Genomic DNA, 24,604 nt, shown 5'->3' with positions numbered 1-24,604 from the left:
ATGCCGCCTCGCGGATCGCCTGAAGGGATATATGGCGACCAGGCCGCTGCCCGGCAAGCCGCCGTGTCGTCCGCCTTAGAGCATGATCCGGAAAAGTGTGAAGCGGTTTTCCGACAAGATCATGCTCAAACTCAAGAGCTAAAGCGGAATTATGGCCTATTCCGCCGCCTGCTGCGCGCCCTTGACGCCTTGAGCCAGGGCGGCCGTCAGCTCGGCCACGGCGTTAACGGTTTTGCCGGTCGCCCGTCCCTCGGCGTCGAGGCTGTTCTTGAGCGCATCGACCAGCGCGGTGCCGACCACCGAACCATTGGCCTTCTCCGCAATGGCGCGCGCCGCCTCCGGCGTGCGGATGCCAAAACCAACGCATATCGGCAGCTTGGTATGCCGCTTGATGCGCGCGACAGCTTCACCGACGGCATTCGCGTCCGCCGCCGCTGCACCGGTGATGCCGGCAATCGAGACGTAATAGACAAAGCCGGATGTGTTCGCGAGCACCGCGGGCAGACGCTTGTCGTCGGTGGTCGGGGTCGCCAGGCGAATGAAGTTCAGGCCCGCCTTCAGCGCGGGAATGCAGAGTTCGTCGTCTTCCTCCGGCGGCAGATCGACGATGATGAGACCGTCGACGCCGGCCGTCTTGGCGTCAGCCAAAAACTTGTCGACGCCGTAAATGTAGATCGGATTGTAATAGCCCATCAGCACCAGCGGCGTGATGTTGTCGTCCTTGCGGAAGTCGCGCACGAGGTCGAGCGTCTTCTTCAAGGTCATACCGGCCTTGAGCGCACGCAGACCTGCAGCCTGAATCGACGGGCCATCCGCCATCGGATCGGTGAAGGGAATGCCGAGCTCGATGACGTCGGCGCCTGCCTTGGGCAGCGCCTTGACGACCTCGAGCGACGTCGCGAGATCGGGATCACCGGCCATCACATAGGTGACAAAGGCCGCGCGGCCCTCTTTCTTCAATTCGGCGAAACGGGTGTCGATACGCGTGGTCACTTCTTGCCCCTCAGGATATCGCCGACCTGCGGGACGTCCTTGTCGCCGCGGCCGGAGAGGTTGACGACCATCAGGTGATCTCTCGGCCGCTTCGGCGCGAGCTCCATCACCTTGGCGATGGCGTGCGCGGGCTCGAGCGCGGGGATGATGCCTTCGAGGCGCGACAGCAACTGGAACGCGGCGAGCGCCTCGTCATCGGTCGCGGAGAGATAGTTCACACGGCCGATCTCGTGCAGCCAGGAATGCTCGGGGCCGATGCCGGGATAGTCGAGGCCCGCCGAGATCGAATGCGCGTCCTGGATCTGGCCGTCGGCATCCATCAAGAGATAAGTGCGGTTGCCGTGCAGCACGCCGGGACGGCCGCCCGCGATCGACGCCGCATGCAGTTGCGTCAACCCATGGCCCGCGGCTTCGACGCCGAAGATCTCGACGGAAGGATCATCGAGGAACGGGTGAAACAGGCCCATCGCGTTGGAGCCGCCGCCGATGCAGGCGACCAGCGAATCCGGCAGGCGACCCTCGACTTCCTGCATCTGCGCCTTGGTCTCGTTGCCGATGATCGACTGGAAGTCGCGCACCAGCGTCGGATAGGGATGCGGGCCGGCCACCGTGCCGATGCAGTAGAAGGTGTTGTGCACGTTGGTGACCCAGTCGCGCAGGGCCTCGTTCATGGCGTCCTTCAGCGTGCGCGTGCCCGACTGCACCGGGACCACCGTCGCACCCAGCATCTCCATGCGGATCACGTTGGGCTGCTGCCGCTCGACGTCGACGGCGCCCATATAGACCACGCATTCGAGCCCGAAGCGCGCGCACAGCGTCGCGGTGGCGACACCGTGCTGGCCGGCGCCGGTCTCGGCGATGATGCGCTTCTTGCCCATGCGCCGCGCCAGCATGATCTGGCCGAGCACATTGTTCACCTTGTGCGAGCCGGTGTGGTTGAGCTCTTCGCGCTTCAGGTAAATCTTGGCGCCGCCGAGATGCTCGGTCAGGCGCTCGGCGAAATAGAGCGGCGAGGGCCGGCCGACATAATGCGTGAGGTAGCCGTTCATCTCGGCCTGGAAGGCCGGATCGGCCTTGGCCTCGGTGTAGGCCTTCTCCAGATCGAGGATCAGCGGCATCAGGGTTTCGGCGACGAAGCGGCCGCCGAAGATGCCGAAATGGCCGCGATCGTCGGGACCGCTGCGATAGGAATTGGGTTTGGCGACGTTCATCGAACACTCAACTCTTGGCTGGACTCTTGACGGGGCTCTTGGCTGGCGCGCGCGGCGCGAATGAAGGCCTTGATCATCTCGGGATCCTTGACCCCAGGGGCGCTCTCGACGCCGGAGGAGACGTCGACGCCGCCGGCGCGGGTGACGCGGAGAGCTTCCGCGAGGTTATCGGCATGAAGCCCGCCCGAGACCATGTAGGGTAGCTTCAGGTCGAGGTTTTCGAGCAGGTGCCAGTCGAAGGGCTCCCCGAGGCCGCCGGGCCGGGTCGCATCCTTCGGCGCGCGGGCATCGAACAGGATGCGGTCGGCGATCGCGGCATAGCCGGGCAACACGGCGAGATCCGCCGCGGTCGCGACCGGGACCGCCTTCATCACCGGGCGGCCGAACCGCTGCTTGATGTCGCGCAGCCGCGCCACGCTCTCCTTGCCGTGCAGCTGGAAAATGTCCGGCGACAGCGCGTCCATGATGTTGTCGAGCGTCGCATCGTCGGCATCGACCGTGAGCGCCACCTTGAGCGCACGCCCCTTCACCTGGCGGCCGAGGTCGCGACCAAGCTCCAGGGACAGGTGCCGCGGCGAAGGCGGGAAGAACACGAACCCCACCATATCCGCACCCGCCTCGAGCGCCGTTTGAAGCGTCTCGCGCGTGGACAGGCCACAGATCTTGACGAGCAGGGACATGGTCTCAAAGCAAATGGAGGCCGCAAGGTGCGGCCGGAAAACAGGGTTTTCGGTCGGGGCCGCTTCTACAACGTCGCGCGCTGCTTGTCTCGCCCGATGGGCCCGTAAAGCCCGACCCCGGAGGGAACGGGCAGGCGCTGCGAGCCGGGCCTTGCCGCGGCCGCCTGGGCCCGCAAATCGGCCAGTTCGGCCTTGGCCGCCCGCGAATCCCCCTCGTGCCGGCGCGCCGCGCGGCGCCAGTGCCGCTGACCGAGCCAGACGGCGGAGCCGCCGGCGAAGACGCCGAGGGCGGCGACCAGGATCAGGAGCAGGAACAGCGGCAGCGTGACCGACAATGACGGGTCGTTCGCAATGAACGGGTCGAACGAGACCGTGACGAAGTGCCGGTTGGCAACGGCGAAGGCCACCAGGATCAGGCCCAGCGGAATCACGATCAGCGCGGTCAGGAACTTTCGCATCGCGATCGCTCGTCTTGAATCAAGCTTGCGGCCGCATCATGCGGCTATCAGGTTAAACCCCGACGACGACAGCCTCAGTCGGGCGCGCCGGGATCCGGATGGTCGCGGTTCAGCCGCTCGCGCATTTCCTTGCCGGTCTTGAAGAACGGAACGCTCTTCTGATCGACGGGCACATGCGCGCCGGTGCGTGGATTGCGCCCGGCGCGTGCGGGGCGGTGCTTGACCGAGAAGGCACCGAAGCCGCGCAACTCGACGCGGTCACCGCGCGCGAGGGCCGCTACGATCTCTTCGAGAATCGCATTCACAATGTTCTCGACATCCCGCTGGTACAGATGCGGGTTGTGCTCGGCGATACGCTGAACAAGTTCGGATTTGATCATCGAGAGATAGGACCCGGAAGCGTGCGGATGACCATTTCCGTGAAAATACCTTGATCTGTCAAGACGCTAAATCAAGGTTGAGCGTCGTGAAATTGCGTGACAAATGCCGAAAAAGCGGGCTGGCCCGACGCCCGTCAAACGGGAAAACCCTCAGGCGCTCGCCCAACCCCCTCAATTTGAGGTGGCCGGTTGCCACAGGGCCAGCATTCCATCCATTCCGAACCGATCGACCGCCTGCGCGACGCCGGTTTGCCCGATTTGATGCGCAATCGAGCCCAAACCGAGCGCTTCCAGCGTAACGGCGGCCGCCGTCTTGAGGAATGGCAGATCGCCAAAGCGCGGCTGGAGCTTGTAGTCGCGCACGGAGAGCCCCTTCTTGACACCCTTCTGCTCGACCAGCCAGGTCACCGCCGTCTTCTCGTCGCCGATCTGATCGATCAGCTTGAGGTCGATCGCCTGGCGTCCGGTGAAGACGCGGCCGTCGGCCACTTTCTCGAGCTGCGTGTCATCCATGCCACGCCGCTCCTTCACCAATCCCCTGAACCAGGCATAGGAATCCCTCACCAGCGCATCGAGCGCGGCCCGTGCTTCCGGGCTGGTCGGCTCAAAACCGTTGGGCGCAGCCTTCAGCGGCGACGACTTCACCTCCTCGACCTTGACGCCGATGGTCTTCAGCAGCTCGCTGACGTTGGGATATTGGAACAGCACACCGATCGACCCGACCAGCGAGCTCTGCTGCGCGATGATGTGGTCGCTCGCAATCGCCGTGATGTAGCCCCCGGAGGCAGCCAGGCCCTCAACCACCACGACGAGCGGCTTTTTCGCCTTCAGCCGGACGAGTGAATCGTAGAGCTGCTCGGAGCCGGCGGTGGTGCCGCCCGGCGAGTTGATGTGAATGATGACGGCGGCGGCCTGCGAATTCTCCAGCCGCTCCAGCGCCTGCGTACGATCGGAATCGCTGCGGATCAGGCCCTCGATCTGGACCCGCGCGATCGAGCCGGCGGACGCGAACGTGCCCCGCGTACCCGGTGTCACGACCAGCGCAAAGCCCGCAATCGCCGCAATCGCGATCAGCGCAGCCACCACGCGCCAGAACGTCAGCTTGCGGCGGATCCTGCGGCGATCGACGATGATGTCCGAATCGAGCGACATCTAGATATCTCCAAATGAAAGGCCGAACGCGTTGTGCCCTCACAGCGTGACCAACGCCCTATCTGGATACATCAATTGCGGCGCAATTTGAAGAAAACAAGGCTGTGAGCGCGGTGGGAGCCCGGTACCCCGCCACACCCTTGCTGTCGTCCCTGCGAACGCAGGGACCCATAACCACAGGGAGAAGTTGTCGTGCAAAGCTCGCACTCCGGGTCTTCGCCAAACTCAATCCGGTGGCTATGGGTCCCGAATCTAAGCTGCGCTTGTCCGGGACGACAGCGAAGTTTGTGGAGACAGCAAACAAAAAAGCCCCGGCTCACGCCGGGGCTTTGATGCAGCGAAACGAACGTCTCGCTTACTTGCTGTCGCGGTTCTTGAGCGCGGTGCCGAGGATGTCGCCGAGCGTTGCTCCCGAATCGGAGGAGCCGTACTGCGCGATGGCTTCCTTTTCTTCGGCGACTTCGAGCGCCTTGATCGACACCTGGACCTTGCGGGCCTTCTTGTCGAACTGGATCACGCGGGCATCGACTTTCTCGCCGACGGCAAAGCGTTCGGCGCGCTGGTCGTTGCGATCACGGGCGAGCTCGGAGCGCTTGATGAAGGTCGAGAAGTCGGTACCGGTGATCTTCACCTCGATGCCGCTTTCCTTCACTTCGAGCACTTCGCAGGTCACGACCGCGCCCTTCTTGACATCGCCCGGCTCGGCGAAGGGGTCGCCTTCGAGCTGCTTGATGCCGAGCGAGATGCGCTCCTTCTCGACGTCCACATCGAGCACCACGGCCTTCACCATGTCGCCCTTCTTGTAGTTGTCGATCACCTGCTCGCCCGGAAGCTTCCAGTCGAGGTCGGAGAGATGGACCATGCCGTCGACGTCGCCCTCGAGACCCAGGAACAGACCGAACTCGGTCTTGTTCTTGACCTCGCCCTCGACGGTCGAACCGGTCGGGTGACCTTCAACGAAGACCTCCCAGGGGTTGCGCATGGTCTGCTTGAGGCCGAGCGAGATGCGGCGCTTGACGGAATCGACTTCCAGCACCTGCACTTCGACTTCCTGCGAGGTCGAAACGATCTTGCCGGGGTGCATGTTCTTCTTGGTCCACGACATCTCGGAGACGTGGATAAGGCCTTCGATGCCCGGCTCGAGCTCGACGAACGCACCGTAGTCGGTGATGTTGGTGACGCGACCGGTGAAGCGGGCACCCAGCGGGTACTTGGCTTCGATGCCCTGCCACGGATCGTCCAGCAGCTGCTTCATGCCCAGCGAGATGCGGTGCGTCTCGTGGTTGATCTTGATGATCTTGACCTTCACGGTCTGGCCGATCGAGAGCACCTCGGTCGGGTGGTTGACGCGGCGCCACGCGATGTCGGTGACGTGCAGCAGGCCGTCGATGCCGCCGAGATCAACGAACGCACCGTAATCGGTGATGTTCTTGACCACGCCGTCGATGACCTGACCCTCTTCGAGGTTCTGCACCAGCTCCTGACGCTGCTCGGCGCGGGTCTCTTCGAGAACCGTGCGGCGAGACACGACGATGTTGCCGCGGCGGCGATCCATCTTCAGGATCTGGAACGGCTGCGAGTTGTTCATCAGCGGCGCAACGTCACGGATCGGACGGATGTCGACCTGCGAGCGCGGCAGGAAGGCCACGGCACCGTCCAGGTCGACGGTGAAGCCGCCCTTGACCTGGTTGAAGATGACGCCGTTGACCTTCTCGTTGTTCTGGAACGCCTTCTCGAGCTTGCCCCAGCTCTCCTCGCGGCGGGCCTTGTCGCGCGACAGCACGGCTTCGCCGAGCGCGTTCTCGATGCGATCGAGGAACACTTCAACCTCGTCGCCGACCTTCAGTTCGCTGTCACGGCCGGGGCCGGAAAATTCGCGCAGGGCGACGCGGCCCTCGGTCTTCAGGCCGACGTCGATGACGGCCATGTCCTTTTCAATTGCAACAACCTTGCCCTTGACGACGGAGCTCTCCTGCAGGTTGCCACCTGCGAAGGACTCGTCGAGCATCGCGGCGAAATCGTCGCGCGACGGGCTATAGGTATCAGCAGAAGTCGAAGCCATTTGTTCTCCAGTTGCGGATGTCGTGCCGGCCGTTGGGTTCATGGGCGCATCGCACGCGCAGTGTCGGAAGGTCCGCAAGACCTTCGAGCGACCGCTCGCTGCTCCGGCCTGAGAGGCGGAACAGCGGAAGCGGGCCGGCTGAGGCCCGCGCGTTCGGTACGTGGAAATCTTGTGTCCGGAGCCTGGATCGCGTCGGCCCCAAACAGGGGACCGAGGTATCGACCTCAAAGAGCGGGAGCGGGCACTTCCTCCAATGACGGCGGCGGCTTAACCCCGCGACCGGCCCGCTCGGACGGCCTCGATAATGTCGATGGCGGCCCGGACGCCGCCTTCTATATCCAGTTGGGAGTTATCTAGCAAGTAAGCATCCGCGGCCGGTTTCAGGGGGGCAATCGGCCGGTTCTTGTCGCGTTCGTCGCGCTGGATGATGTCGGCCAGCACGGCGGCCTCGTCGGCCTCCTCCCCCCTCGCCTTGGCCTCCATGGTCCGGCGGCGGGCCCGGACTTTTGGGTCGGCGACGACGAAAATCTTCACGTCGGCATGCGGGCAGATCACGGTTCCAATGTCCCGGCCGTCCAGCACCGCTCCAGGTGGATCGGCGGCGAATTGCCGCTGAAAATTGACCAGGACTTCGCGAACCCTAGGGATCGCCGAGACGATGGAGGCGCCCTCTCCGGCCTTCTGGGTCTTCAGGGCCGGATTGCCGAACTTCTCGGGATCAAGTTCCAGCGCCGCGGCGACCGCAGCCGCCTCGTCCCGGAGATCGTGACCGGACTGCATCAGGGCATAGGCCACCGCGCGATAGATCACGCCGGTATCGAGATGACGGTAGCCGTAATGGTGGGCGAGACGCTTGCCGAGCGTCCCCTTGCCCGAGGCCGCGGGTCCGTCGATGGCGATGATCATGAAAACTCGGCCCCTAGCGAACGCATCATCGGAATGAAGTCCGGGAAACTGGTGGCGATGAAGGCGGTGTCGTCGACGGTCACCGGCTGATCGGAGGCGCAGCCCATCACCAAGGCGGACATCGCGATGCGATGGTCCATGTGGGTCGCGACGGTGCCGCCGCCGGGGACGTGACCGCGACCCTCGACGATCAGATCATCGCCGGAGACCTCGACCTTCACGCCATTGACGCGGAGCATGGCGGCCGTGGCCTCCAGGCGGTCCGATTCCTTGACGCGCAGCTCCTGCAGGCCGCGCATGATCGTCGTGCCCTCGGCGAAGGCGGCTGCCACAGCCAGCACGAGATATTCATCGATCATCGAGGGCGCGCGCTCCGGCGGCACCACGACGCCGCGCAGCTTCGAGGCGCGCACGCGCAGCTTCGCCATCGGCTCGCCGGCGTCCCCGCGAACTTCGCTCTCCTCGATCGAGGCGCCCATTTCGCGCAGTGTGGTGAACAGGCCGGTGCGCAGCGGATTGGTCATGACATCCGACAGGGTGACATCGGAGCCCTCGACGATCAGCGCTGCGACCACCGGGAAGGCCGCCGAGGAGGGATCGGCCGGCACCACCACATTGGCGCCGTGCAGCTCGGGCTGGCCTTTGAGCGTGATACGGCGGCCGTGCACGCCCTCCCGTGCCGAGGTGATGTCGGCACCAAAATGCTTCAGCATCAATTCGGTGTGGTCGCGGCTGGCCTCGGTCTCGATAACCGTCGTGGTGCCAGGGGCGGCGAGGCCCGCCAGCAGCACCGCCGATTTGATCTGGGCCGAGGCGACGGGGGTCTTGTAAGTGATCGGCAGTGGATCGCGCGCGCCCTGGAGGGTCAGGGGCAGACGGCCGCCTTCACTGCCGGAGATGACCTTGGCGCCCATCTTTTCCAGGGGATCGAGGATCCGGCGCATCGGGCGGCTGCGCAGCGAGGCGTCACCGTCGAAAACCGCCGAGATCGGGCAGCCGGCGACGGCGCCCATCACCAGCCGGCAGCCGGTGCCGGAGTTCCCGAAATCCAGCGCTTCCTTGGGCTGGGCGAAGCCCGCGACGCCGACGCCCTGCACTTTCCAGGCAAAATCGCCGGTCCGCTCCACGGTGGCGCCCAGCGCCTGCATCGATTTGGCGGTGTTGAGGACGTCCTCGCCCTCCAGCAGGCCCGAAATCCTGGTCTCGCCAACAGCGAGCGCGCCGAGGATGAGGGCACGGTGGGAGATCGATTTGTCCCCGGGCACCCGTACTTTCCCGGTCAGGGGCCCGCTGGCGCGTGCCTGGAGCGGCCTCGTTTGGTCGGAATGGGTCACGATTGTGTCCTTGGATGCGCCCTCGAGGGGCTGGGGGCAGGTACCACATGGTCTGCGCCCCGTCACGGGCATGTCGTTCTCCCGTAATGCGCTATTGACAGCGGGCCGCCAACTAGCCAAGTGAAACACCGCTTTTCAGACATTCCCAGGATTCCTGCCGTGGCCAAGTCCGAACTCGGAACCAAACGTATTTGCCCAACCACGGGCAAGAAGTTCTATGACCTCAACAAGAATCCGGTGATCTCGCCCTATACCGGCGAAGTCGTGCCGATCGCCCCGGTCGCGCCCGCGCGCATGCCCCGCGGCGCCGAAGCCCGGCACGCAGCGACGGCGGACGCCACGCCGGAGCCGGCAGAAGTCGAGGAGGTCTCGCTCGAGGAGGCCGACGCCGAGGAGAACACCGGCAAGGTCAAGGCCGCCGTGCCCGAATCCGAGGACGATATCGAGGTCGATGAGACCCTCGATGACGACGATGACGATGATTCGACCTTCATTGCCGACGAAGAAGAGGGCGATGAGGACGTGACCGACATCATTGGTGATGTCGGAGGTGATGAAGAGACTTGAGATCAGCCCTGATCTGTGAAAAAGGGTGCACCGCGCGAGTCACCAGGACTCGCCGGTGCGGGTGATCCACCAGGATCCCCGCAAGGACTAAGGGGCCATAGCTCAGCTGGGAGAGCGCTTGCATGGCATGCAAGAGGTCGGCGGTTCGATCCCGCCTGGCTCCACCAGCCTTCGCTCGCTTCGCGAGCTTCGGCTAGGCAAGCCTGGGGAAGTCTCTCGTAGCGAAGTGAGCGAAGGCTGCCCCGCCATAGCCCGAAGGGCGTCGGCGGGCTCAAGCTGATATCCACGCTGCATCGAAGCAACACGCTAAACGTGCCTTGAAGCTGCTATCCTACCCTCCGGGGAGGAAGCAGAATGAAATACGTCTATATCCTCGAAAGTCTCGATTCCGAGCACTTCTATGTCGGCATCACGGATGATTTGCGGGCACGCTTGGCGAAGCACAACGCAGGCGAAGTACCGCACACCTCCAAATTTGGACCTTGGCGAATTAGGACCTATTTCGCCTTCGACGCTGCACGCGCTGTTGCGTTCGAGCGATATCTGAAATCTGGCTCAGGACGCGCTTTCGCAAAGAAGCATTTCTGATCGCCGAACCCCCTACTCCCCGATCACCGCATTCAGCCGGTCCCGTAGCGCGACGATCTCGTCCTTCATCGTGACCAGTTCCGACACCGAGCAGTCCGACGCCGCCAGGATCGACTGCGGCACGCTGCGGGCTTTTTCCTTCAGTGCATGGCCCTGCGCCGTCAGCGCGATCAGGACCTGACGCTCGTCTTCGCTCGAGCGGGTGCGCTTGACGAGATGGGCGGCCTCGAGCCGCTTGAGCAGCGGCGTCAGCGTGCCCGAATCCAGGAACAGCCGCTCGCCGATGTCCTTGACCGGCACGTCGTCGCGCTCCCACAGCACCAGCATCACCAGATATTGCGGATAGGTCAGGCCGAGCCGATCCAGCAGCGGCTTGTAGACGCGGTTGAAGGCGTGCGCGGCCGAATAGACCGCGAAGCAGATCTGGTTGTCGAGGCGTTGCGGATCGAGGGTCGATAGCTTCCGGGGCATGGAGAATCTCACGGGATTTCCTCCCATTCTGGGGCCGGCGGGCGGCTTATTCAATTGCGAACAATTAAATGTGAGCCATGCTAATTTAGATTGCGCACAATCAAATTGCTTGCGATACAGAGCGCACCCCAACCGGAAGACCCGAGGAGACGACAATGTCCGTGAACGTCCTTTACAAGACCAGCGCCAAGGCCACCGGCGGCCGCGATGGCCATGCTGCTACGCTCGACGGCGCGCTCGACGTCAAGCTGACCACGCCGAAGGAGCTCGGCGGCGGCGGCGGCGCCGGCAACAATCCCGAGCAGCTGTTCGCGGCCGGCTATGCCGCCTGCTTCATCGGCGCGATGAAGTTCGTGTCGTCGCAGGGCGGGCCGAAGGTTCCGGCCGATGCCTCCGTCACCTCGACCGTCGGCATCGGCCCGCGCTCCGAGGGCGGCTTCGGTCTCGACATCGATCTCGCCGTCTCGCTGCCGGGCCTCGCCCGCGCGGAAGCCGAGGCGCTGGTCGAGAAGGCGCACCAGGTGTGCCCGTATTCCAATGCCACGCGCGGCAATGTCGACGTTCGCCTGACGGTCGTCTGATCGCGACGGCGGATTGGCTGGCCCGGGATCCCCCTCGGGCCGGCCGCTTCCGTTGATCTGCCAATCCTGATTTGCCACGCCGCGGCATGCGGTCGGGCACTGCATACGCCCCTACGCAACAGGCCATTGCTGGCTTGTGCGAACCTCGCTAGGCCTGGGACCAAATATCGACACAGGGGAAGCGAAGGCATGAGTTCTGAAGCCGCCAGTTCTGAAGCCGCATTGGGCGCAATGAGCGGATTGCGCGTCATCGATCTCACGCGCGTGCTCGGCGGCCCCTACTGCACCCAGATCCTCGCCGATCACGGCGCCGACGTGATCAAGGTCGAGCCGCCCGCGGGCGACGAGGTGCGTGAATGGGGCCCTCCCTTCCACGAGGAGGACGCGGCCTATTTCGTTGGCATCAACCGCAACAAGCGCTCGATCGGCCTCGACCTCGCCTCCGAGGGCGGACGTGCCGTGCTGCTCAAGATGCTGAAGACAGCCGACGTCCTGATCGAGAATTTCAAGCCGGGCACCCTGGAGAAATGGGGCATCGGCAACGACGTGCTCAGCAAGAAATTTCCGCGCCTCGTGCATTGCCGGATCTGCGGCTTCGGCGCCGACGGCCCGCGCGGCGGCAATCCCGGCTATGACGCCATCATCCAGGCCATGACCGGCATGATCGCCGCGACCGGCTCGCCCGAGAGCGGACCGATGCGGATCGGCGTGCCCTTGGTCGACATCACCACCGGACTTTATGCCGCGATCGGCATCCTGATGGCGCTGTCGGAGCGGCAGCGTTCCGGCAAGGGCCAATTCCTGGAGACGACGCTATACGAGACCGGCCTTGCCATCATGCATCCGCACACCGCGAATTATTTCATGCATGGCAAGCCGCCGAGCCTCACCGGCAACGAGCATCCGAACCTCGTGCCTTACGCGATCTTCCCGACCAAGACCGACAACATCTTTATCGGCGTCGGCAATGACGGCACCTTCCGCAAGCTCGCCAAGGAGATCGGCAAGCCCGAGCTCGGCACCGATTCGCGCTTTGCCCGCAACAAGGACCGCATCGCCAACCGCGAGGCGCTGCGCGCCGAGCTTGCCGCCGTGTTCAGCCAGCACGAGGCCGAGCCGCTGTGCAATCGCCTGCTCGCCGCGGGCCTGCCCGCAGGGCCCGTGCAGAAGATCGACCAGGCGCTGACGAATGCGCACACGATCGCGCGCGGCGATATTATCGAGAAGGACTGGTACAAGGGCGTGGCCTCGCCGATCCGGCTCGACCGCAGCAAGCCGAGCCTGCGCCGGCTGCCGCCGAAATTCAGCCAGCACTCCCAGGAGGTGCTGGGCGAGTTCGGCTACTCCAAGGCCGAGATCGACGCGATGGTCGAGAAGGGCACCGTCTGCGGTCCCGAGCGCAAGCGCTAGGTGGCTCTCCCGCTTGCGGTGGGGAGAGGGTGCCTCCGCAACGGGACAATCCCCTAGAGGATAGAACCCTCACCCGCGCCTTCGGCGCGACCTCTCCCGCAAGCGGGAGAGGTTTTCGAGCCCGCAGCCTGATCGCCTGCCTCACATCAATGCCGCACTGCGGCGCGACCCACGTAGGTGCACCGCGAACCAATGCGGCCGCCCGTGCCGTCTTCGCCTATTTGCCGGCTTCCCTTTTCCAGCGCTTGCCGCTTTCGTTTCGGCCGCTTACACAGTCATGTGAACGTCATATGGCGCTGCTAGCGCAAGCGCTTCTTTTGACGGCCAAGGGAGGTTTACTTGATGGCTCTTCGACACTTTGGGGCGGCTGCCGCATTTGCACTCACGGTTGGCATGACGGCCTCGCCGGCGCTGGCCGTGACGGAAATCCAGTGGTGGCACGCGATGACCGGCGCCAACAACGACGTCATCGTCAAGCTCGCCAACGACTTCAACGCGTCGCAGAGCGACTTCAAGGTCGTTCCGACCTACAAGGGCAATTACGCCGACACCATGAACGCGGGCATCGCGGCGTTCCGTGCCGGCAACGCGCCGCACATCATGCAGGTGTTCGAAGTCGGCACCGCCACCATGATGGCTGCGACCGGCGCCGTGAAGCCCGTCTACAAGCTGATGGCCGAGGCCGGCGAGAAGTTCGATCCCAAGATCTACCTGCCCGCCATCACCGGCTACTACTCGACCTCGAAGGGCGAGATGCTGTCGTTCCCCTTCAATTCGTCGTCGACCGTGATGTGGGTCAATCTCGACGAGCTCAAGAAGGCCAATGTCGCGATCCCGAAGACCTGGCCCGAAACGTTCGAGGCCGCCAAGAAGCTGAAGGCTGCCGGTCATGACACCTGCGGCTTCTCCGGCTCCTGGGTCACCTGGGTCAATCTCGAGCAGCTCTCCGCCTGGCACAACGTGCCGCTCGCCAGCAAGGCCAACGGCCTCGACGGCTTCGACACCAAGCTCGAGTTCAACGGGCCGCTCCAGGTCAAGCATCTCGAAAACCTGGTCGAGCTCCAGAAGACCAAGGTCTACGACTATGCCGGCCGCACCAACACCGGCGAAGGCCGCTTCACCTCGGGCGAATGCCCGATCTACCTGACCTCGTCGGCCTTCTTCGGCAACGTCAAGGCCCAGGCCAAGTTCAACTTCACCGCTGTGCCGATGCCGTATTATCCGGAGGCAAAGGGCGCGCCGCAGAACTCGATCATCGGCGGCGCTTCGCTCTGGGTCATGGGCGGCAAGCCGGCCGATGAATACAAGGGCGTCGCAAAATTCCTGACCTTCCTCTCGGACACCGATCGTCAGGTCTACATCCACAAGGCCTCGGGCTATCTGCCGATCACCAAGGCGGCCTATGAGAAGGCCAAGGCCGAGGGCTTCTACAAGGACCAGCCCTATCTCGAGACCCCGCTGCTCGAGCTGACCAACAAGGAGCCGACCGAGAACTCGCGCGGTCTGCGCCTCGGCAACATGGTCCAGCTGCGTGACGTCTGGTCGGAAGAGATCGAGCAGGCGCTGGCCGGCAAGAAGACCGCCAAGCAGGCGCTGGATGCCGCCGTCGAGCGCGGCAACACGATGCTGCGGCAGTTCGAAAAGACCGCCGTCAAGTGAGGCGATGAGCGGCAGGCCGGTCCCCCGGCCTGCCGCTTTCGGCGGACACCATGCAAAAGCAAGCCATTTTCCAATCCAAGCTATTGCCTTACGTGCTGGTTGCGCCGCAGCTCGCGATCGTCCTGCTATTCTTCTACTGGCCGGCCCTGCAGGCGGTGATCCAGTCCTTCCTGCTCCAGGACGCCTTCGGCCTGTCGACGAGCTTCGTCTGGTTCGAGAACTATCTCGATCTGTTCAGGGAGCCCGCCTATTTCGAGGCGATCCTCCGCACCTTCTTCTTCTCGTTCGCCATCGCGGTCTCGTCGTTGTCCTTTGCGCTGCTGCTCGCCGTCATGGCGGACAAGCCCCTGCGCGGCTCGATGCTCTACCGCACCCTCTTGATCTGGCCCTATGCGGTGGCGCCACCGGTCGTCGGCGTGCTCTGGATCTTCATGCTGCATCCCTCGCTGGGCGTTATCGCGCGCTACCTGCGCGCGCTCGGGATCGACTGGAATCCGCTGCTCGACGGTGACCAGGCGGCAACGCTGATCGTCCTCGCCGCCGCCTGGAAGCAGATCTCCTACAATTTCCTGTTCTTCCTCGCCGGCCTGCAGAGCATCCCGCGAAGCGTGCTCGAAGCCGCCGCGATCGACGGTGCGCGCCCGATGCGCCGGTTCTGGACCGTGACCTTTCCGCTGCTGTCGCCGACCATCTTCTTCCTGCTGGTCGTCAACATCGTCTACGCCTTCTTCGACACGTTCGGCATCATCGACACCATGACCCGCGGCGGACCCGGCAAGTCGACCGAAACGCTGGTCTACAAGGTCTATTCCGACGGCCTGCTCGGCGGCAATCTCGGCAGCTCCGCGGCGCAATCGGTGATCCTGATGGTCATGGTCATCGTGCTGACGGGAATCCAGTTCCGCTTCGTCGAACGCAAGGTGACCTACTGATGGTCGAGGAAGAGGGCTTTCGGCGCTACGTCGCGCACATCATTCTCTGGATCGGGATCGCGATCGTCGCCTTCCCGGTCTACATCGCGTTCGTCGCCTCGACCCAGGACAACGCGCTGATCGCGAACGGGCAGATGTCGCTGCTGCCGGGCGGTCATTTCTTCGAGACCTATTATCAAACCATCTTCGTCGGCACGAGCGGCTCGACCCGCGAGCCTGTCGGCAACATGATGCTGAACTCGCTGGTGATGGCGCTGCTGATCGCGGTCGGCAAGATCGCGATCTCGATCATCTCGGCCTATGCGATCGTGTATTTCCGCTTTCCGTTCCGGATGCCGATCTTCTGGATCATCTTCATCACGCTGATGCTGCCGGTCGAGGTCCGCATCTATCCGACCTACAAGATCGTCGCCGATCTGCACATGCTCGACAGCTACGCGGGACTCGCGCTGCCGCTGATCGCCTCGGCCACCGCGACGCTGCTGTTCCGTCAGTTCTTCATGACGGTGCCGGACGAATTGCTCGAGGCCTCGCGCATCGACGGCGCGGGTCCCCTGCGCTTCTTCTGGGATACACTGCTGCCGCTGTCGCGCACCAACATGGCGGCGCTGTTCGTGATCCTGTTCATCCTCGGCTGGAATCAATATCTCTGGCCGCTGCTCATCACCACCCGCGACGACATGCAGACCATCCAGGTCGGCATCCGCAAGATGATCACCACCACCGACGCGCTGACCGAATGGCCGATCGTGATGGCGACCGCCATGCTGGCCATGCTGCCGCCGGTGTTCGTCGTCGTCGCCATGCAGAAATTGTTCGTGCGCGGCCTGGTCGAGACGGAAAAGTGATGATGGCGAATTGCGAATGGCGAGTAGCGAATGGGGTCGCTGCTTCTGCCTTGCTCTCTCGTTACTCCCTATTCGCCACTCCCTATTCGCTATTCGCTGGTGCAACACATGGCTAACGTCACCCTGCGCAACGTCCGCAAGACCTATCTCGGCGGCTTCGAGGCCATCAAGGGCGTCAACGTCGATGTCGGCGACGGACAGTTCTGCGTGCTGGTCGGCCCCTCCGGCTGCGGCAAGTCCACCTTGCTGCGCATGGTCGCGGGCCTCGAGACCGTCACCGGCGGCGAGATCGACATCGGCGGCCGCGTGGTCAACCAGGTCGAGCCCGCCGATCGCGACATCGCGATGGTGTTCCAGAACTACGCGCTCTATCCGCATATGAGCGTCTACAACAACATGGCCTACGGCCTGCGCAACCGCGGCATGGCGGAAGCCGAGATCAAAACCCGCGTCGAGGAAGCCGCGCGCGTGCTCGAGCTGTCACCGATGCTGGAACGCAAGCCGCGCCAGCTCTCCGGCGGCCAGCGCCAGCGCGTCGCCATGGGCCGCGCCATCGTGCGCCAGCCGAAGGTGTTTTTGTTCGACGAGCCGCTGTCGAATCTCGATGCGAAACTGCGCATCGCGATGCGGGTCGAAATCCGCAAATTGCAGCGCCGGCTCAACACCACGTCGATCTACGTCACCCACGACCAGCTCGAAGCCATGACGCTCGCCGACATTCTCGTCGTGATGAATGGCGGCCAGGTCGAGCAGGTCGGCAATCCCCTCGCGATCTACGAAAAGCCGGCGACCACCTTCGTCGCCTCCTTCATCGGGGCACCGCCGATGAATTTGATGTCGACGCGCCCCGAGGAGATCAGATCGCAGCTCGCCGGCAGCGCGGCGGCGGACGCCGGCATCCTCGGCATCCGCCCGGAAGACTTCGTCATCACCGACCAGACCCCGGCCGGCGGCGTCGCATTGCCGCTGACGGTGGAAGCGATCGAGCGCGTCGGCGCCGAGACCTTCGTCTATGGCTCGCGCGAGCAGGAGGAGCAGCGCGTCGCCGCCACCCCCGGCGAGCTGCCGCCCGGCGAGATCATCGTCCGCATTCCCGGAACCGAGGCCCCAGCGATCGGCGCGAAAATCCGGGTGGCGGCGGTGCGGACGAAGCTGCATTTGTTCAGCGGCGACGGCCGGACGCGGCTGGAGGCCTGATCCGTTCCGAGGGGCCGGAAACCACAAAACGCAAAAACAACCCCATGCACAGTAGAAGGGGGTCTGTTTTTGTTGAGATAAATCGCCAGCTGAATTCGTCATGCCCGGGCTCGTCCCAGTCATGACGGCTGGAGATGGCCAATCCACAGCTCCCCGGCTACCTGCTTGAACCAGCACAGGAACATGCCCATATTGCTGATCAAGGGGCGCCTCTACGGGCCCTGATGCACCAAAGTCGCTTCTGCGAGGACTTTGTAAACTATGTCTCGTGTTCCCACGTTATCCAGTCCGTTCCTTCTAGGCTTCGACGAGATTGAGCGCGTGCTCGATCGCGTCGTCAAAGGCGCCGACGGCTACCCTCCCTACAATATCGAGAGGTGTGGCGGCGCGGACGGCCAGCCCGAGCGCTTACGTATCACGCTGGCGGTCGCCGGATTTACGCGCGACCAACTCGATGTAACCATTGAGGAAAACCAGCTCGTGATCCGCGGGCGGCAGCAGGACGACAAGTCCCGGCAATACATCCATCGCGGCATCGCCGCGCGCCACTTCCAGCGCACCTTCGTGCTGGCGGAGGGGATGCTGGTGCTGGGTGCGGATCTGAAGAACGGGTTGTTGTCGATCGATCTGGCCCGGCCTGAACCGGAGAGGATCGTTAAGACAATCGCTATCAATGAGCACGAATAATGGAACGAGTAGCGGACTCGACCGCTTAGTGTTCCAGAGGAGTCGAGACCATGAGTGAAGGTCACGTTGCGTTCGAATACGAAGCCAAGAACGTCTCCCCGGAGACGCTGGCAACCCTTGGCGAAGGCCATATCGCCTATGTGAAGCAGATCCGCTCCGAGGACGTGCCGGGCCTGTTTCCCGAAGCGCCGAAAATCGCGCCGGGCTTAAAACTCTTCGCGCTCCACGCCGCCGACGGCACGCCGATCATGCTGACCGACAGCCGCGAAGCCGCGATCGCGAACGCCTGGAGCAACGAGCTGCAAGCCGTCAGCGTGCACTGAGCGCACGTCGCACGAACAGAGTTTCCAGCGGGCATGCCTTCTTGCGAAGGCGTGCCCGTTTTCATTTTGACACGATGACGCTCCTCGCAATGACGGTGCGTGAGGCCGCAGTAGGCTCAACTCTCGATCCCGAACACGCGCTTCAATGCACCGCCGGGATCAACGCCCGCAGGATGTCCGGCTTCCAGGTTTGACGCGCGCTGTCGAAGGCCGCGAAATCATGGTCGAACTGCCAATAGGCCCATGCCCAGCCAAGCCGATCCGCAGTTCGCGCCACGAACGACAGATATCGCGTCCGGGCGTCCGTCGGAGCGCGCTCGTACACGCCGAACTCGCCGAGATAGATCGGGCGCTTTTCCTTTTCGGACCAGATACGAATCTTTTCGAAGTCGGCGAGAGCCTTCCGTTCGTCCTCCGGACTGCCCCAATCGAGTGGCCCGAGCCGCGAGAACGTTGGGGACCACGGCGCACCCTGATGCGTGAAACGTATCGGCGCGTAATAGTGAAACGTCACGATGAGATTTCTGTCACCTGATGGCAGGGCCAGTTCCTCGACCGGCATGTCATCGACGTTGAGAACGGCAGCAATGACCGTCCGTCCGGGGTTGCTGGTGCGGATGATGCCGAGACACTCGTTCAGAAGGGCGTTCCAGCTGGTCGACGTCATCTGCCCGCCGGGCTCATTGAGGACCTCGAAGACAAGCTTCGGATATCTTCCGGCATAGCGCCCGGCGATTTGCGTCCAGAATGCCTTCAGCTTCTCGGCGCATCCGGACACGTCGCGCTGGCAAGTATCCGTATCGTGCTCGTCCAGAATGGGGATGAGCTTCCGGGCGAGCACGTCTTCGATCACCGCATCAAGCCGTCTCAAGACGATTTCATCCAGCAGATTCCCTTCGCCCATGAACTTGAAGCCGAAGAAATTGATCCGAACGTGCGAGAACCCGGCGTTTCTGATCGCAGTGAGGTTGTCCAGACGAAATGGCGCGTTCCGGCCTCCCTCCCAGATGCCGTCGTAGCCGAGGATGTTGATGCCGCGCCCCAATTCTCCGGGGGTGCGCGCGGTGCCCTGCTTGGCTGCGTCGGCCTGAGAGCAGATCGCGAGCATGGCGATCGCCAAGGTGAGACGGAAGGTCACCAACCAGCGGGCGCAGATGGCATTCATGCTGCTTTCTCCATCATGGCCGCAGGGATTGCTGCGGCACCGGCCTGCACACCGCGAAGAAGAACGCGACGAGAAGCACCGACGTGAACATCGTCGAGCGGAGGAACATCGTCTCCGTGAAATTCGATTGAAAGCTCAGGACGACAAATCCGATGATGAGAGCGCAATGGGAACGATCGATCGACCGGGTGGCGATCAAATACAGGACCTTTTCCGAAAACAGATAGACGCTCGCGACAAACAGCAAATATCCCAGAAATCCCGTTTCAATCGCCACCGCGATGTAACCGCTATGATAATTGTCGAGCACCCAGCCATGGTTCTGGTTGAAGTAGTCGTAAATCGCGGGGCGCGTCCAGAATCCGTTGATGCCAAAGCCCAGCAGGGGCGCGTCGTTGAAATGGCTGATGGCGTACTGCCAAATGAAAGTCCGCTCGGTCAAGTCGATGGTCGATTCGCCGCCGAGATGAAAGGAATCGTACCCCGTCAGATAGAAATACAGAAACAGCAGGGCGGCCAGAATGCACATGATGAATGGCAGCACCGCATAGACTCTCATGCAGCGGATCGACCACATCGAGGTGACGAGCAGCCCACACGCGGCAACGGCAACGGCGCCGGCACCACGGGATTCCGAGGCGATGACGCACGTCGACGCCAAGAGAAACGTCGCGAGAAAAGCGATCCATCCCTGCCCGGTCATCTTCTGATAGCAGGCAAAGAACATCAGATATGCGCTGATGAAACCGAGCGTCTGCTTCGATTCGTAGATTCCTTGCCACTGGCCATTGTGCATCCAGCTCTGGTCGACGCCGATCTCGGGCACGAAGACGGCACACAAGGCCGAGGCGGCGACCAGAATGAAGAACCCGAGTGCCGTCGATCCGACGATCTCGTCCACGTCGATACGGGTAATGAGGCAGTACGCACCGAAGGTCGTCACCACAAGTGCCGCGCTCTTCATGATCGCCGCAACGGCGAGACTGGTCCAGAGAACGGAAATGGCAGCGAGGGAATAGAATGCCACCAGCGCGATGAGATCGGGATTCGGCTGCACGCGTACGCGTGGACGCACGAAGACACTGGCGTAGATCAGGATGACCCACATCACGAGCGCAACGGCCTGTTGCAGATTGCTCCACTCTGCGGGAAGCAGCGCGGGTTGGAAGACCCCCATCGACGCGACCACGTTGACGGTGATCGAACCGCGGATCACGTTTCTGGCAAGCTTCTCCACACCGACGCTGCGCGCTTTCCAGATCGCGCTTTCGTATGCCTCGGAATCCGAACCGATTTGTGGGCTGGCCCTGAGCTGACCTTCCTGAAGCACGGCCGATGTCCCCTACCGAGCGTCGCGACCGCCTTCGCGCGGTCGACATTCCCGGGACGTGCGCCGCGAGCGGGCCTCGATTGGCCCGGACATCAATTCGAGCAAAAGCGCAGCCTGAACCCAACGATATCGATGATTGGCGGTTTGTCGCCGGCTCCAACGCCGGCACCGAGGGGATCTCCTGGGCGTCTTGCCAGGCGGGTAGCTTCTGGACGATACGCCGGGCATCCGCCGGCCGAGGCCCGGTTCCCCGCGCCGTTCTCCCCCCGCCGCGCCAATGCGCAACGACGCATTTCCATTCCAAATCACGTCCGCTCAGTCCACAGCTTCGAACGACTGTTAGCGGATTTTGACGCCGCCCAATATGCCGTGCGTCTCAAGCGGGAAAAATTTCGGAGCGTCTACCTGCAGATCCCCCAGGGCAGGGCGCGACGCCGGCAATGCCGGGCGATCCGGGAGGCCAGAGTCGATCCGGCCTTTGACCGCGAAGTTACGCCGCGGTGGCCGGCGGCAGTGCCAGCACAGAGTAAATCGCCTGGGCATCGCGCGAAGCGCGCAGCTTCTTGGCGATGTCCTGGTCGCGCAACAGGCGGGCGATGCGGGCGAGGGCCTTGAGGTGATCGGCGCCGGCGCCTTCGGGGGCGAGCAGCAGGAAGACGAGATCGACCGGCTGGCCGTCCATCGCCTCGAAATCGATCGGACGGTCGAGACGTGCGAACAGGCCAAAAATCTTTTCGAGCTTGGGCAGCTTGCCGTGCGGAATGGCAACGCCATAGCCGACCGCGGTGGTGCCGAGCTTCTCCCGCTGCAGCAGCACCTCGAACACGGAGCGCTCGTTCTGCCCGGTCAGCTCGGCGGCCTTCGCCGCGAGCTCCTGCAGGGCCTGCTTCTTGCTGTTGACCTTCAATGCCGGGAGAATCGCCTCGGGTGCGACCAGATCGGTAATCGGCATGGAGGGTTTCCGAGGTGAATTAAACCGTCAGGTTCCGAATTGGCCGGCTTGGAGAGAAACCACGCCGGGCCGGCGTCAAGAAGGTCAAGCAGGAGGAGGACTTAGCCCAAATCCCGTTAAGTCCTGATGTGGGGCGCTTCTACTCCAACGCAATCCCGGTGCCAACTCCCGCGTGCGGCTTTGCCCCGGTCATTGTTAAGGCCTGCGGATGGTACGGGGCCGGGCTTTGCCTATCCCCCGGCCGCGCTGTTCCCCTTGCCATCCGCGCCGGCATCCGTTTTGGCTCCGGGCGGGTCGATCCAGCCCACATTGCCGTCGGCCCGGCGGTAAATGATGTTCACCCGGCCGCTGGAACCGTGCTGAAAGACCAGGCAGGGAGCCCCGCTCAGGTCGAGTTCCATGACGGCCTCGCTGACCGACAGCGGCTTCAGCGAAGTGGTGGCCTCGGCGATGATGACGGGGCTGTAGCCGGTGACCTCGTCCTCGCCCTCCGGCGCCTCGAGCACGTAGCTGGTGGCATCGAGCGCAGCCATTGCTTCGGAGGCGACATGGGCCTTGCGGGCGGAGCGGTCCTTGAGCCGGTTCTTGTAGCGGCGCAGCCGCTTCTCGATCATCAGCAGCGCCTGGTCGGCGCTGGCATAGGCATCCGGCGCGTTCGAATCGGCCTCCAGCGTAATTCCGGAATCGAGATGCAGGGCGCAATCGGTGCGGAAGCCGAAGCCGTCCTTGCTGAGCGTGATGTGGCCGGAATAATTGCCGTCGAAATATTTGCGCAGCACCTCGTCGGTGCGGTCGGAAACGCGGCCGCGCAGGGCCTCGCCGACGCTGATGCTCTTTCCCGAGATTCTGAGAGTCATGTGATGCCTCGCTTGGTTCACGTGCTCGCGGTGCGATGCCACGTCATCGCACCTTTGGAAGATTTCCTGCGCATGCTCTCCCCGCAAACGCCTTCGGCGTTTGTCGGGAAGGAAAACCGCTGGACACTTTTCCGGATCATGCGTGTGCTTGGATCCGTCTCGACGGGGGGTCGAGAGTAGCGCGATTTCGCGCCAGCGCAATCAGGCCGGTTCGGTGTTGCGGGAGCGATCGGACAAGGCGGTGGTGAGGACGTTACCAAGAGCGCTCTGCTTGTCGCGGCGACGTTGCACCGAGGAAGGAATGCGCATGGCTTCGCGGTACTTCGCGACCGTGCGGCGGGCAATATCAATGCCCGAGGCGCGCAAGCGTTCCACGATGGTGTCGTCCGACAGGATCGCCGCGGGCTCCTCCGAATCGATCAGCTGCTTGATGTGGTGGCGGACGGCTTCGGCGGAATGCGCCTCGCCGCCGTCGGCCGAGGCGATCGAGGCCGTGAAGAAATATTTCAGCTCGAACGTGCCGCGATTGGTCGCCATGTACTTGTTGGCGGTGACACGCGACACCGTGGATTCATGCATCTGGATGGCATCGGCCACGGCCTTCAGATTGAGCGGCCGCAAATGCGCCACGCCATGGGTGAAGAAGCCGTCCTGCTGGCGCACGATCTCGGTTGCAACTTTCAGGATGGTGCGGGCGCGCTGGTCGAGCGCGCGCACCAGCCAGGTCGCGTTCTGCAGCGCGTCGGTGAAATAGGACTTGTCGCCGTCCTTGCCGATCTTCTTCGACAGCTCGGAATAGTAGGTCTGGTTGACCAGCACGCGCGGCAAGGTGTCGCTGTTGAGCTCGACATGCCAGCCGCCGTCGGGACCCGGGCGGACATAGACGTCGGGCACCATGGTCTGCAGACGCGCCGAGCCGAACTTCATGCCGGGCTTGGGATTGAGGCGGCGGATCTCGCCGATCATGTCGGCGATGTCCTCGTCATCGACGCCGCAGATCTTGCGCAGGGCCACGATGTCGCGCTTGGCCAGGAGATCGAGATGCTCGACCAGAGCCTGCATCGCGGGGTCGTAGCGGTCGAGCTCGCGGAGCTGGATCGCCAGGCATTCGCTCAAATTGCGCGCACAGACCCCGGGCGGATCGAATTTTTGCAGCACGGCAAGGACGCTCTCGACGTCGGCTTGCGTCGCGCCAAGGCGCTCGGCGGCCTGGCCGAGATCGCCCGGCAGATAGCCGGCCTCGTCGACGAGGTCGATCAAATACTGGCCGATCATGCGCTGGGCAGGCGCGGTGAAGGCCACCGAGAGCTGCTCGGCGAGATGGTCCGAGAGCGTCAACTCGGCCGCGACAAAGGCCTCGAGATTGTAGTCCTCGTCGCCGGAGGCGCCGCCGCCCCATTCCGTATAGGTGGTCGGCGCGGCATCCTGGGCGTTGCGCGCCGCGGCCTCGGCCGGTTCCTCGGAGAAGACGTTGTCGAGGCCCGTGTCGAGGGTCTGCTCGATCTCGGCGCGGGTGCCGAGATCCTTGCTCATCCATTCTTCCTGGCCCGGCTCGAAGGCGTCGCCGCCGCCAAAGCCGTCATCGCCCTGGCCGCCGGACTCCTCGCCATCGCTGTACTGGCCGGCCTCGGCCGGGGGCTCGCCCGCGGGGGCCTCGTCATTGGCCCGTTCCAGCAGGGGGTTACGCTCGAGCTCCTCTTCCACGAAGGTCGTGAGATCGAGATTGGACAGTTGCAGCAGCTTGATCGCCTGCATCAACTGCGGCGTCATGACCAGCGACTGCGACTGCCGGAACTCTAATCTCTGCGTGAGAGCCATGAAGCAAGAACCGTTCCCAAAAATTGGTCCGATTTTTGCTTAT

General features: G+C 63.5%; 25 protein-coding genes and 1 tRNA gene. 11 read left to right on the top strand and 15 right to left on the bottom strand.

Features of this window, described 5'->3' with window-relative positions; translation table 11 throughout:
* Positions 1–156: 156 nt before the first annotated feature.
* The 9 genes from trpA to aroA all read right to left on the bottom strand — a co-directional run bounded on the left by trpA (position 157) and on the right by aroA (position 9,176).
* A complete protein-coding gene (gene trpA / locus BM190_RS00925) occupies positions 157–993 on the bottom strand; it encodes a tryptophan synthase subunit alpha (RefSeq protein WP_092251430.1) in 837 nt (278 codons plus the stop codon).
* Positions 990–2,204 (bottom strand): tryptophan synthase subunit beta, encoded by a 1,215-nt coding sequence (trpB, locus tag BM190_RS00920; protein ID WP_092251428.1) that lies wholly within the window; start codon positions 2,202–2,204, stop codon positions 990–992. Before trpB ends, trpA begins: the two co-directional genes overlap by 4 nt.
* Positions 2,201–2,884, bottom strand: coding sequence for a phosphoribosylanthranilate isomerase (locus BM190_RS00915; RefSeq protein WP_092251427.1), 684 nt, complete (start codon positions 2,882–2,884; stop codon positions 2,201–2,203). The genes trpB and BM190_RS00915 overlap by 4 nt, the downstream gene beginning before the upstream one ends.
* A gap of 65 nt (positions 2,885–2,949) precedes the next feature.
* Positions 2,950–3,342, bottom strand: coding sequence for a DUF1049 domain-containing protein (locus BM190_RS00910; RefSeq protein WP_018323428.1), 393 nt, complete (start codon positions 3,340–3,342; stop codon positions 2,950–2,952).
* A 74-nt stretch (positions 3,343–3,416) separates the two neighbouring features.
* Positions 3,417–3,722 carry an integration host factor subunit beta gene (locus BM190_RS00905; protein WP_007598410.1) on the bottom strand — a complete coding sequence of 102 codons (306 nt, stop codon included), beginning with the start codon at positions 3,720–3,722 and terminating at the stop codon, positions 3,417–3,419.
* Positions 3,723–3,893: 171 nt separating this feature from the next.
* Positions 3,894–4,874, bottom strand: a complete 981-nt coding sequence (sppA, locus tag BM190_RS00900) for a signal peptide peptidase SppA (protein ID WP_018323429.1) — start codon at positions 4,872–4,874, stop codon at positions 3,894–3,896.
* Between the two features lie 355 nt (positions 4,875–5,229).
* A complete protein-coding gene (gene rpsA / locus BM190_RS00895) occupies positions 5,230–6,936 on the bottom strand; it encodes a 30S ribosomal protein S1 (protein WP_028139473.1) in 1,707 nt (568 codons plus the stop codon).
* A gap of 267 nt (positions 6,937–7,203) precedes the next feature.
* Positions 7,204–7,842: a (d)CMP kinase gene (cmk, locus tag BM190_RS00890; protein WP_018323431.1), complete on the bottom strand. Its 639-nt coding sequence runs from the start codon at positions 7,840–7,842 to the stop codon at positions 7,204–7,206.
* Entirely contained in the window at positions 7,839–9,176 is a 1,338-nt protein-coding gene (gene aroA / locus BM190_RS00885; RefSeq protein WP_177236840.1) for a 3-phosphoshikimate 1-carboxyvinyltransferase, read from the bottom strand. The genes cmk and aroA overlap by 4 nt, the downstream gene beginning before the upstream one ends.
* A 159-nt stretch (positions 9,177–9,335) precedes the next feature.
* Here aroA and BM190_RS00880 point away from each other — a divergent pair, with 159 nt between their 5' ends.
* From BM190_RS00880 to BM190_RS00870, 3 genes are all read left to right on the top strand, one after another.
* Positions 9,336–9,743, top strand: coding sequence for a TIGR02300 family protein (locus BM190_RS00880; RefSeq protein ID WP_018323433.1), 408 nt, complete (start codon positions 9,336–9,338; stop codon positions 9,741–9,743).
* A gap of 91 nt (positions 9,744–9,834) precedes the next feature.
* Positions 9,835–9,910 (top strand) — tRNA-Ala (locus tag BM190_RS00875).
* Between the two features lie 187 nt (positions 9,911–10,097).
* Positions 10,098–10,331, top strand: coding sequence for a GIY-YIG nuclease family protein (locus tag BM190_RS00870; RefSeq protein WP_092251424.1), 234 nt, complete (start codon positions 10,098–10,100; stop codon positions 10,329–10,331).
* A gap of 12 nt (positions 10,332–10,343) precedes the next feature.
* On the opposite strand, the gene BM190_RS00865 is transcribed toward BM190_RS00870, so the two are convergent.
* On the bottom strand, positions 10,344–10,802 hold the full coding sequence (locus tag BM190_RS00865) for a MarR family winged helix-turn-helix transcriptional regulator (protein WP_026202929.1): 459 nt from the start codon (positions 10,800–10,802) through the stop codon (positions 10,344–10,346).
* A gap of 155 nt (positions 10,803–10,957) precedes the next feature.
* On the opposite strand from BM190_RS00865, the gene BM190_RS00860 reads away from it, so the two are divergent.
* From BM190_RS00860 to BM190_RS00825, 8 genes are all read left to right on the top strand, one after another.
* On the top strand, positions 10,958–11,383 hold the full coding sequence (locus tag BM190_RS00860; RefSeq protein WP_018323436.1) for an organic hydroperoxide resistance protein: 426 nt from the start codon (positions 10,958–10,960) through the stop codon (positions 11,381–11,383).
* Positions 11,384–11,572: 189 nt separating this feature from the next.
* Positions 11,573–12,793, top strand: coding sequence for a CaiB/BaiF CoA transferase family protein (locus BM190_RS00855; protein ID WP_092251422.1), 1,221 nt, complete (start codon positions 11,573–11,575; stop codon positions 12,791–12,793).
* A 342-nt stretch (positions 12,794–13,135) separates the two neighbouring features.
* A complete protein-coding gene (gene ugpB / locus BM190_RS00850; RefSeq protein ID WP_018323438.1) occupies positions 13,136–14,452 on the top strand; it encodes a sn-glycerol-3-phosphate ABC transporter substrate-binding protein UgpB in 1,317 nt (438 codons plus the stop codon).
* Between the two features lie 50 nt (positions 14,453–14,502).
* Positions 14,503–15,384 carry a sn-glycerol-3-phosphate ABC transporter permease UgpA gene (ugpA, locus tag BM190_RS00845; protein WP_092251421.1) on the top strand — a complete coding sequence of 294 codons (882 nt, stop codon included), beginning with the start codon at positions 14,503–14,505 and terminating at the stop codon, positions 15,382–15,384.
* Positions 15,384–16,232 carry a sn-glycerol-3-phosphate ABC transporter permease UgpE gene (gene ugpE / locus BM190_RS00840; protein ID WP_092251420.1) on the top strand — a complete coding sequence of 283 codons (849 nt, stop codon included), beginning with the start codon at positions 15,384–15,386 and terminating at the stop codon, positions 16,230–16,232. The genes ugpA and ugpE overlap by 1 nt, the downstream gene beginning before the upstream one ends.
* Before the next feature lie 108 nt (positions 16,233–16,340).
* A complete protein-coding gene (locus BM190_RS00835) occupies positions 16,341–17,429 on the top strand; it encodes a sn-glycerol-3-phosphate import ATP-binding protein UgpC (RefSeq protein ID WP_092251419.1) in 1,089 nt (362 codons plus the stop codon).
* A gap of 261 nt (positions 17,430–17,690) precedes the next feature.
* Positions 17,691–18,116, top strand: a complete 426-nt coding sequence (locus tag BM190_RS00830) for an Hsp20 family protein (RefSeq protein WP_018323442.1) — start codon at positions 17,691–17,693, stop codon at positions 18,114–18,116.
* A gap of 50 nt (positions 18,117–18,166) precedes the next feature.
* On the top strand, positions 18,167–18,439 hold the full coding sequence (locus BM190_RS00825; protein ID WP_007598581.1) for a BQ00720 family protein: 273 nt from the start codon (positions 18,167–18,169) through the stop codon (positions 18,437–18,439).
* Positions 18,440–18,581: 142 nt separating this feature from the next.
* On the opposite strand, the gene BM190_RS00820 is transcribed toward BM190_RS00825, so the two are convergent.
* The 5 genes from BM190_RS00820 to rpoN form a co-directional block, all read right to left on the bottom strand.
* Positions 18,582–19,604 (bottom strand): glycoside hydrolase family 5 protein, encoded by a 1,023-nt coding sequence (locus BM190_RS00820; protein ID WP_092251418.1) that lies wholly within the window; start codon positions 19,602–19,604, stop codon positions 18,582–18,584.
* A gap of 13 nt (positions 19,605–19,617) precedes the next feature.
* Complete coding sequence (locus tag BM190_RS00815; protein WP_244550558.1) at positions 19,618–20,934, bottom strand: O-antigen ligase family protein; 1,317 nt, start codon at positions 20,932–20,934, stop codon at positions 19,618–19,620.
* Positions 20,935–21,424: 490 nt separating this feature from the next.
* The gene (ptsN, locus tag BM190_RS00810; RefSeq protein ID WP_008141251.1) at positions 21,425–21,886 is read right to left on the bottom strand and encodes a PTS IIA-like nitrogen regulatory protein PtsN; all 462 of its coding nucleotides are present in this window, start codon (positions 21,884–21,886) and stop codon (positions 21,425–21,427) included.
* A gap of 230 nt (positions 21,887–22,116) precedes the next feature.
* On the bottom strand, positions 22,117–22,743 hold the full coding sequence (gene hpf, locus BM190_RS00805) for a ribosome hibernation-promoting factor, HPF/YfiA family (protein ID WP_018323447.1): 627 nt from the start codon (positions 22,741–22,743) through the stop codon (positions 22,117–22,119).
* Positions 22,744–22,944: 201 nt separating this feature from the next.
* Positions 22,945–24,561: an RNA polymerase factor sigma-54 gene (gene rpoN / locus BM190_RS00800; protein ID WP_092251417.1), complete on the bottom strand. Its 1,617-nt coding sequence runs from the start codon at positions 24,559–24,561 to the stop codon at positions 22,945–22,947.
* Between the last annotated feature and the right edge of the window lie 43 nt (positions 24,562–24,604).

This window comes from Bradyrhizobium sp. Rc3b, from assembly GCF_900114915.1.
GTDB lineage: Bacteria > Pseudomonadota > Alphaproteobacteria > Rhizobiales > Xanthobacteraceae > Bradyrhizobium.
This window is presented reverse-complemented; position numbering and strand designations above follow the sequence as displayed.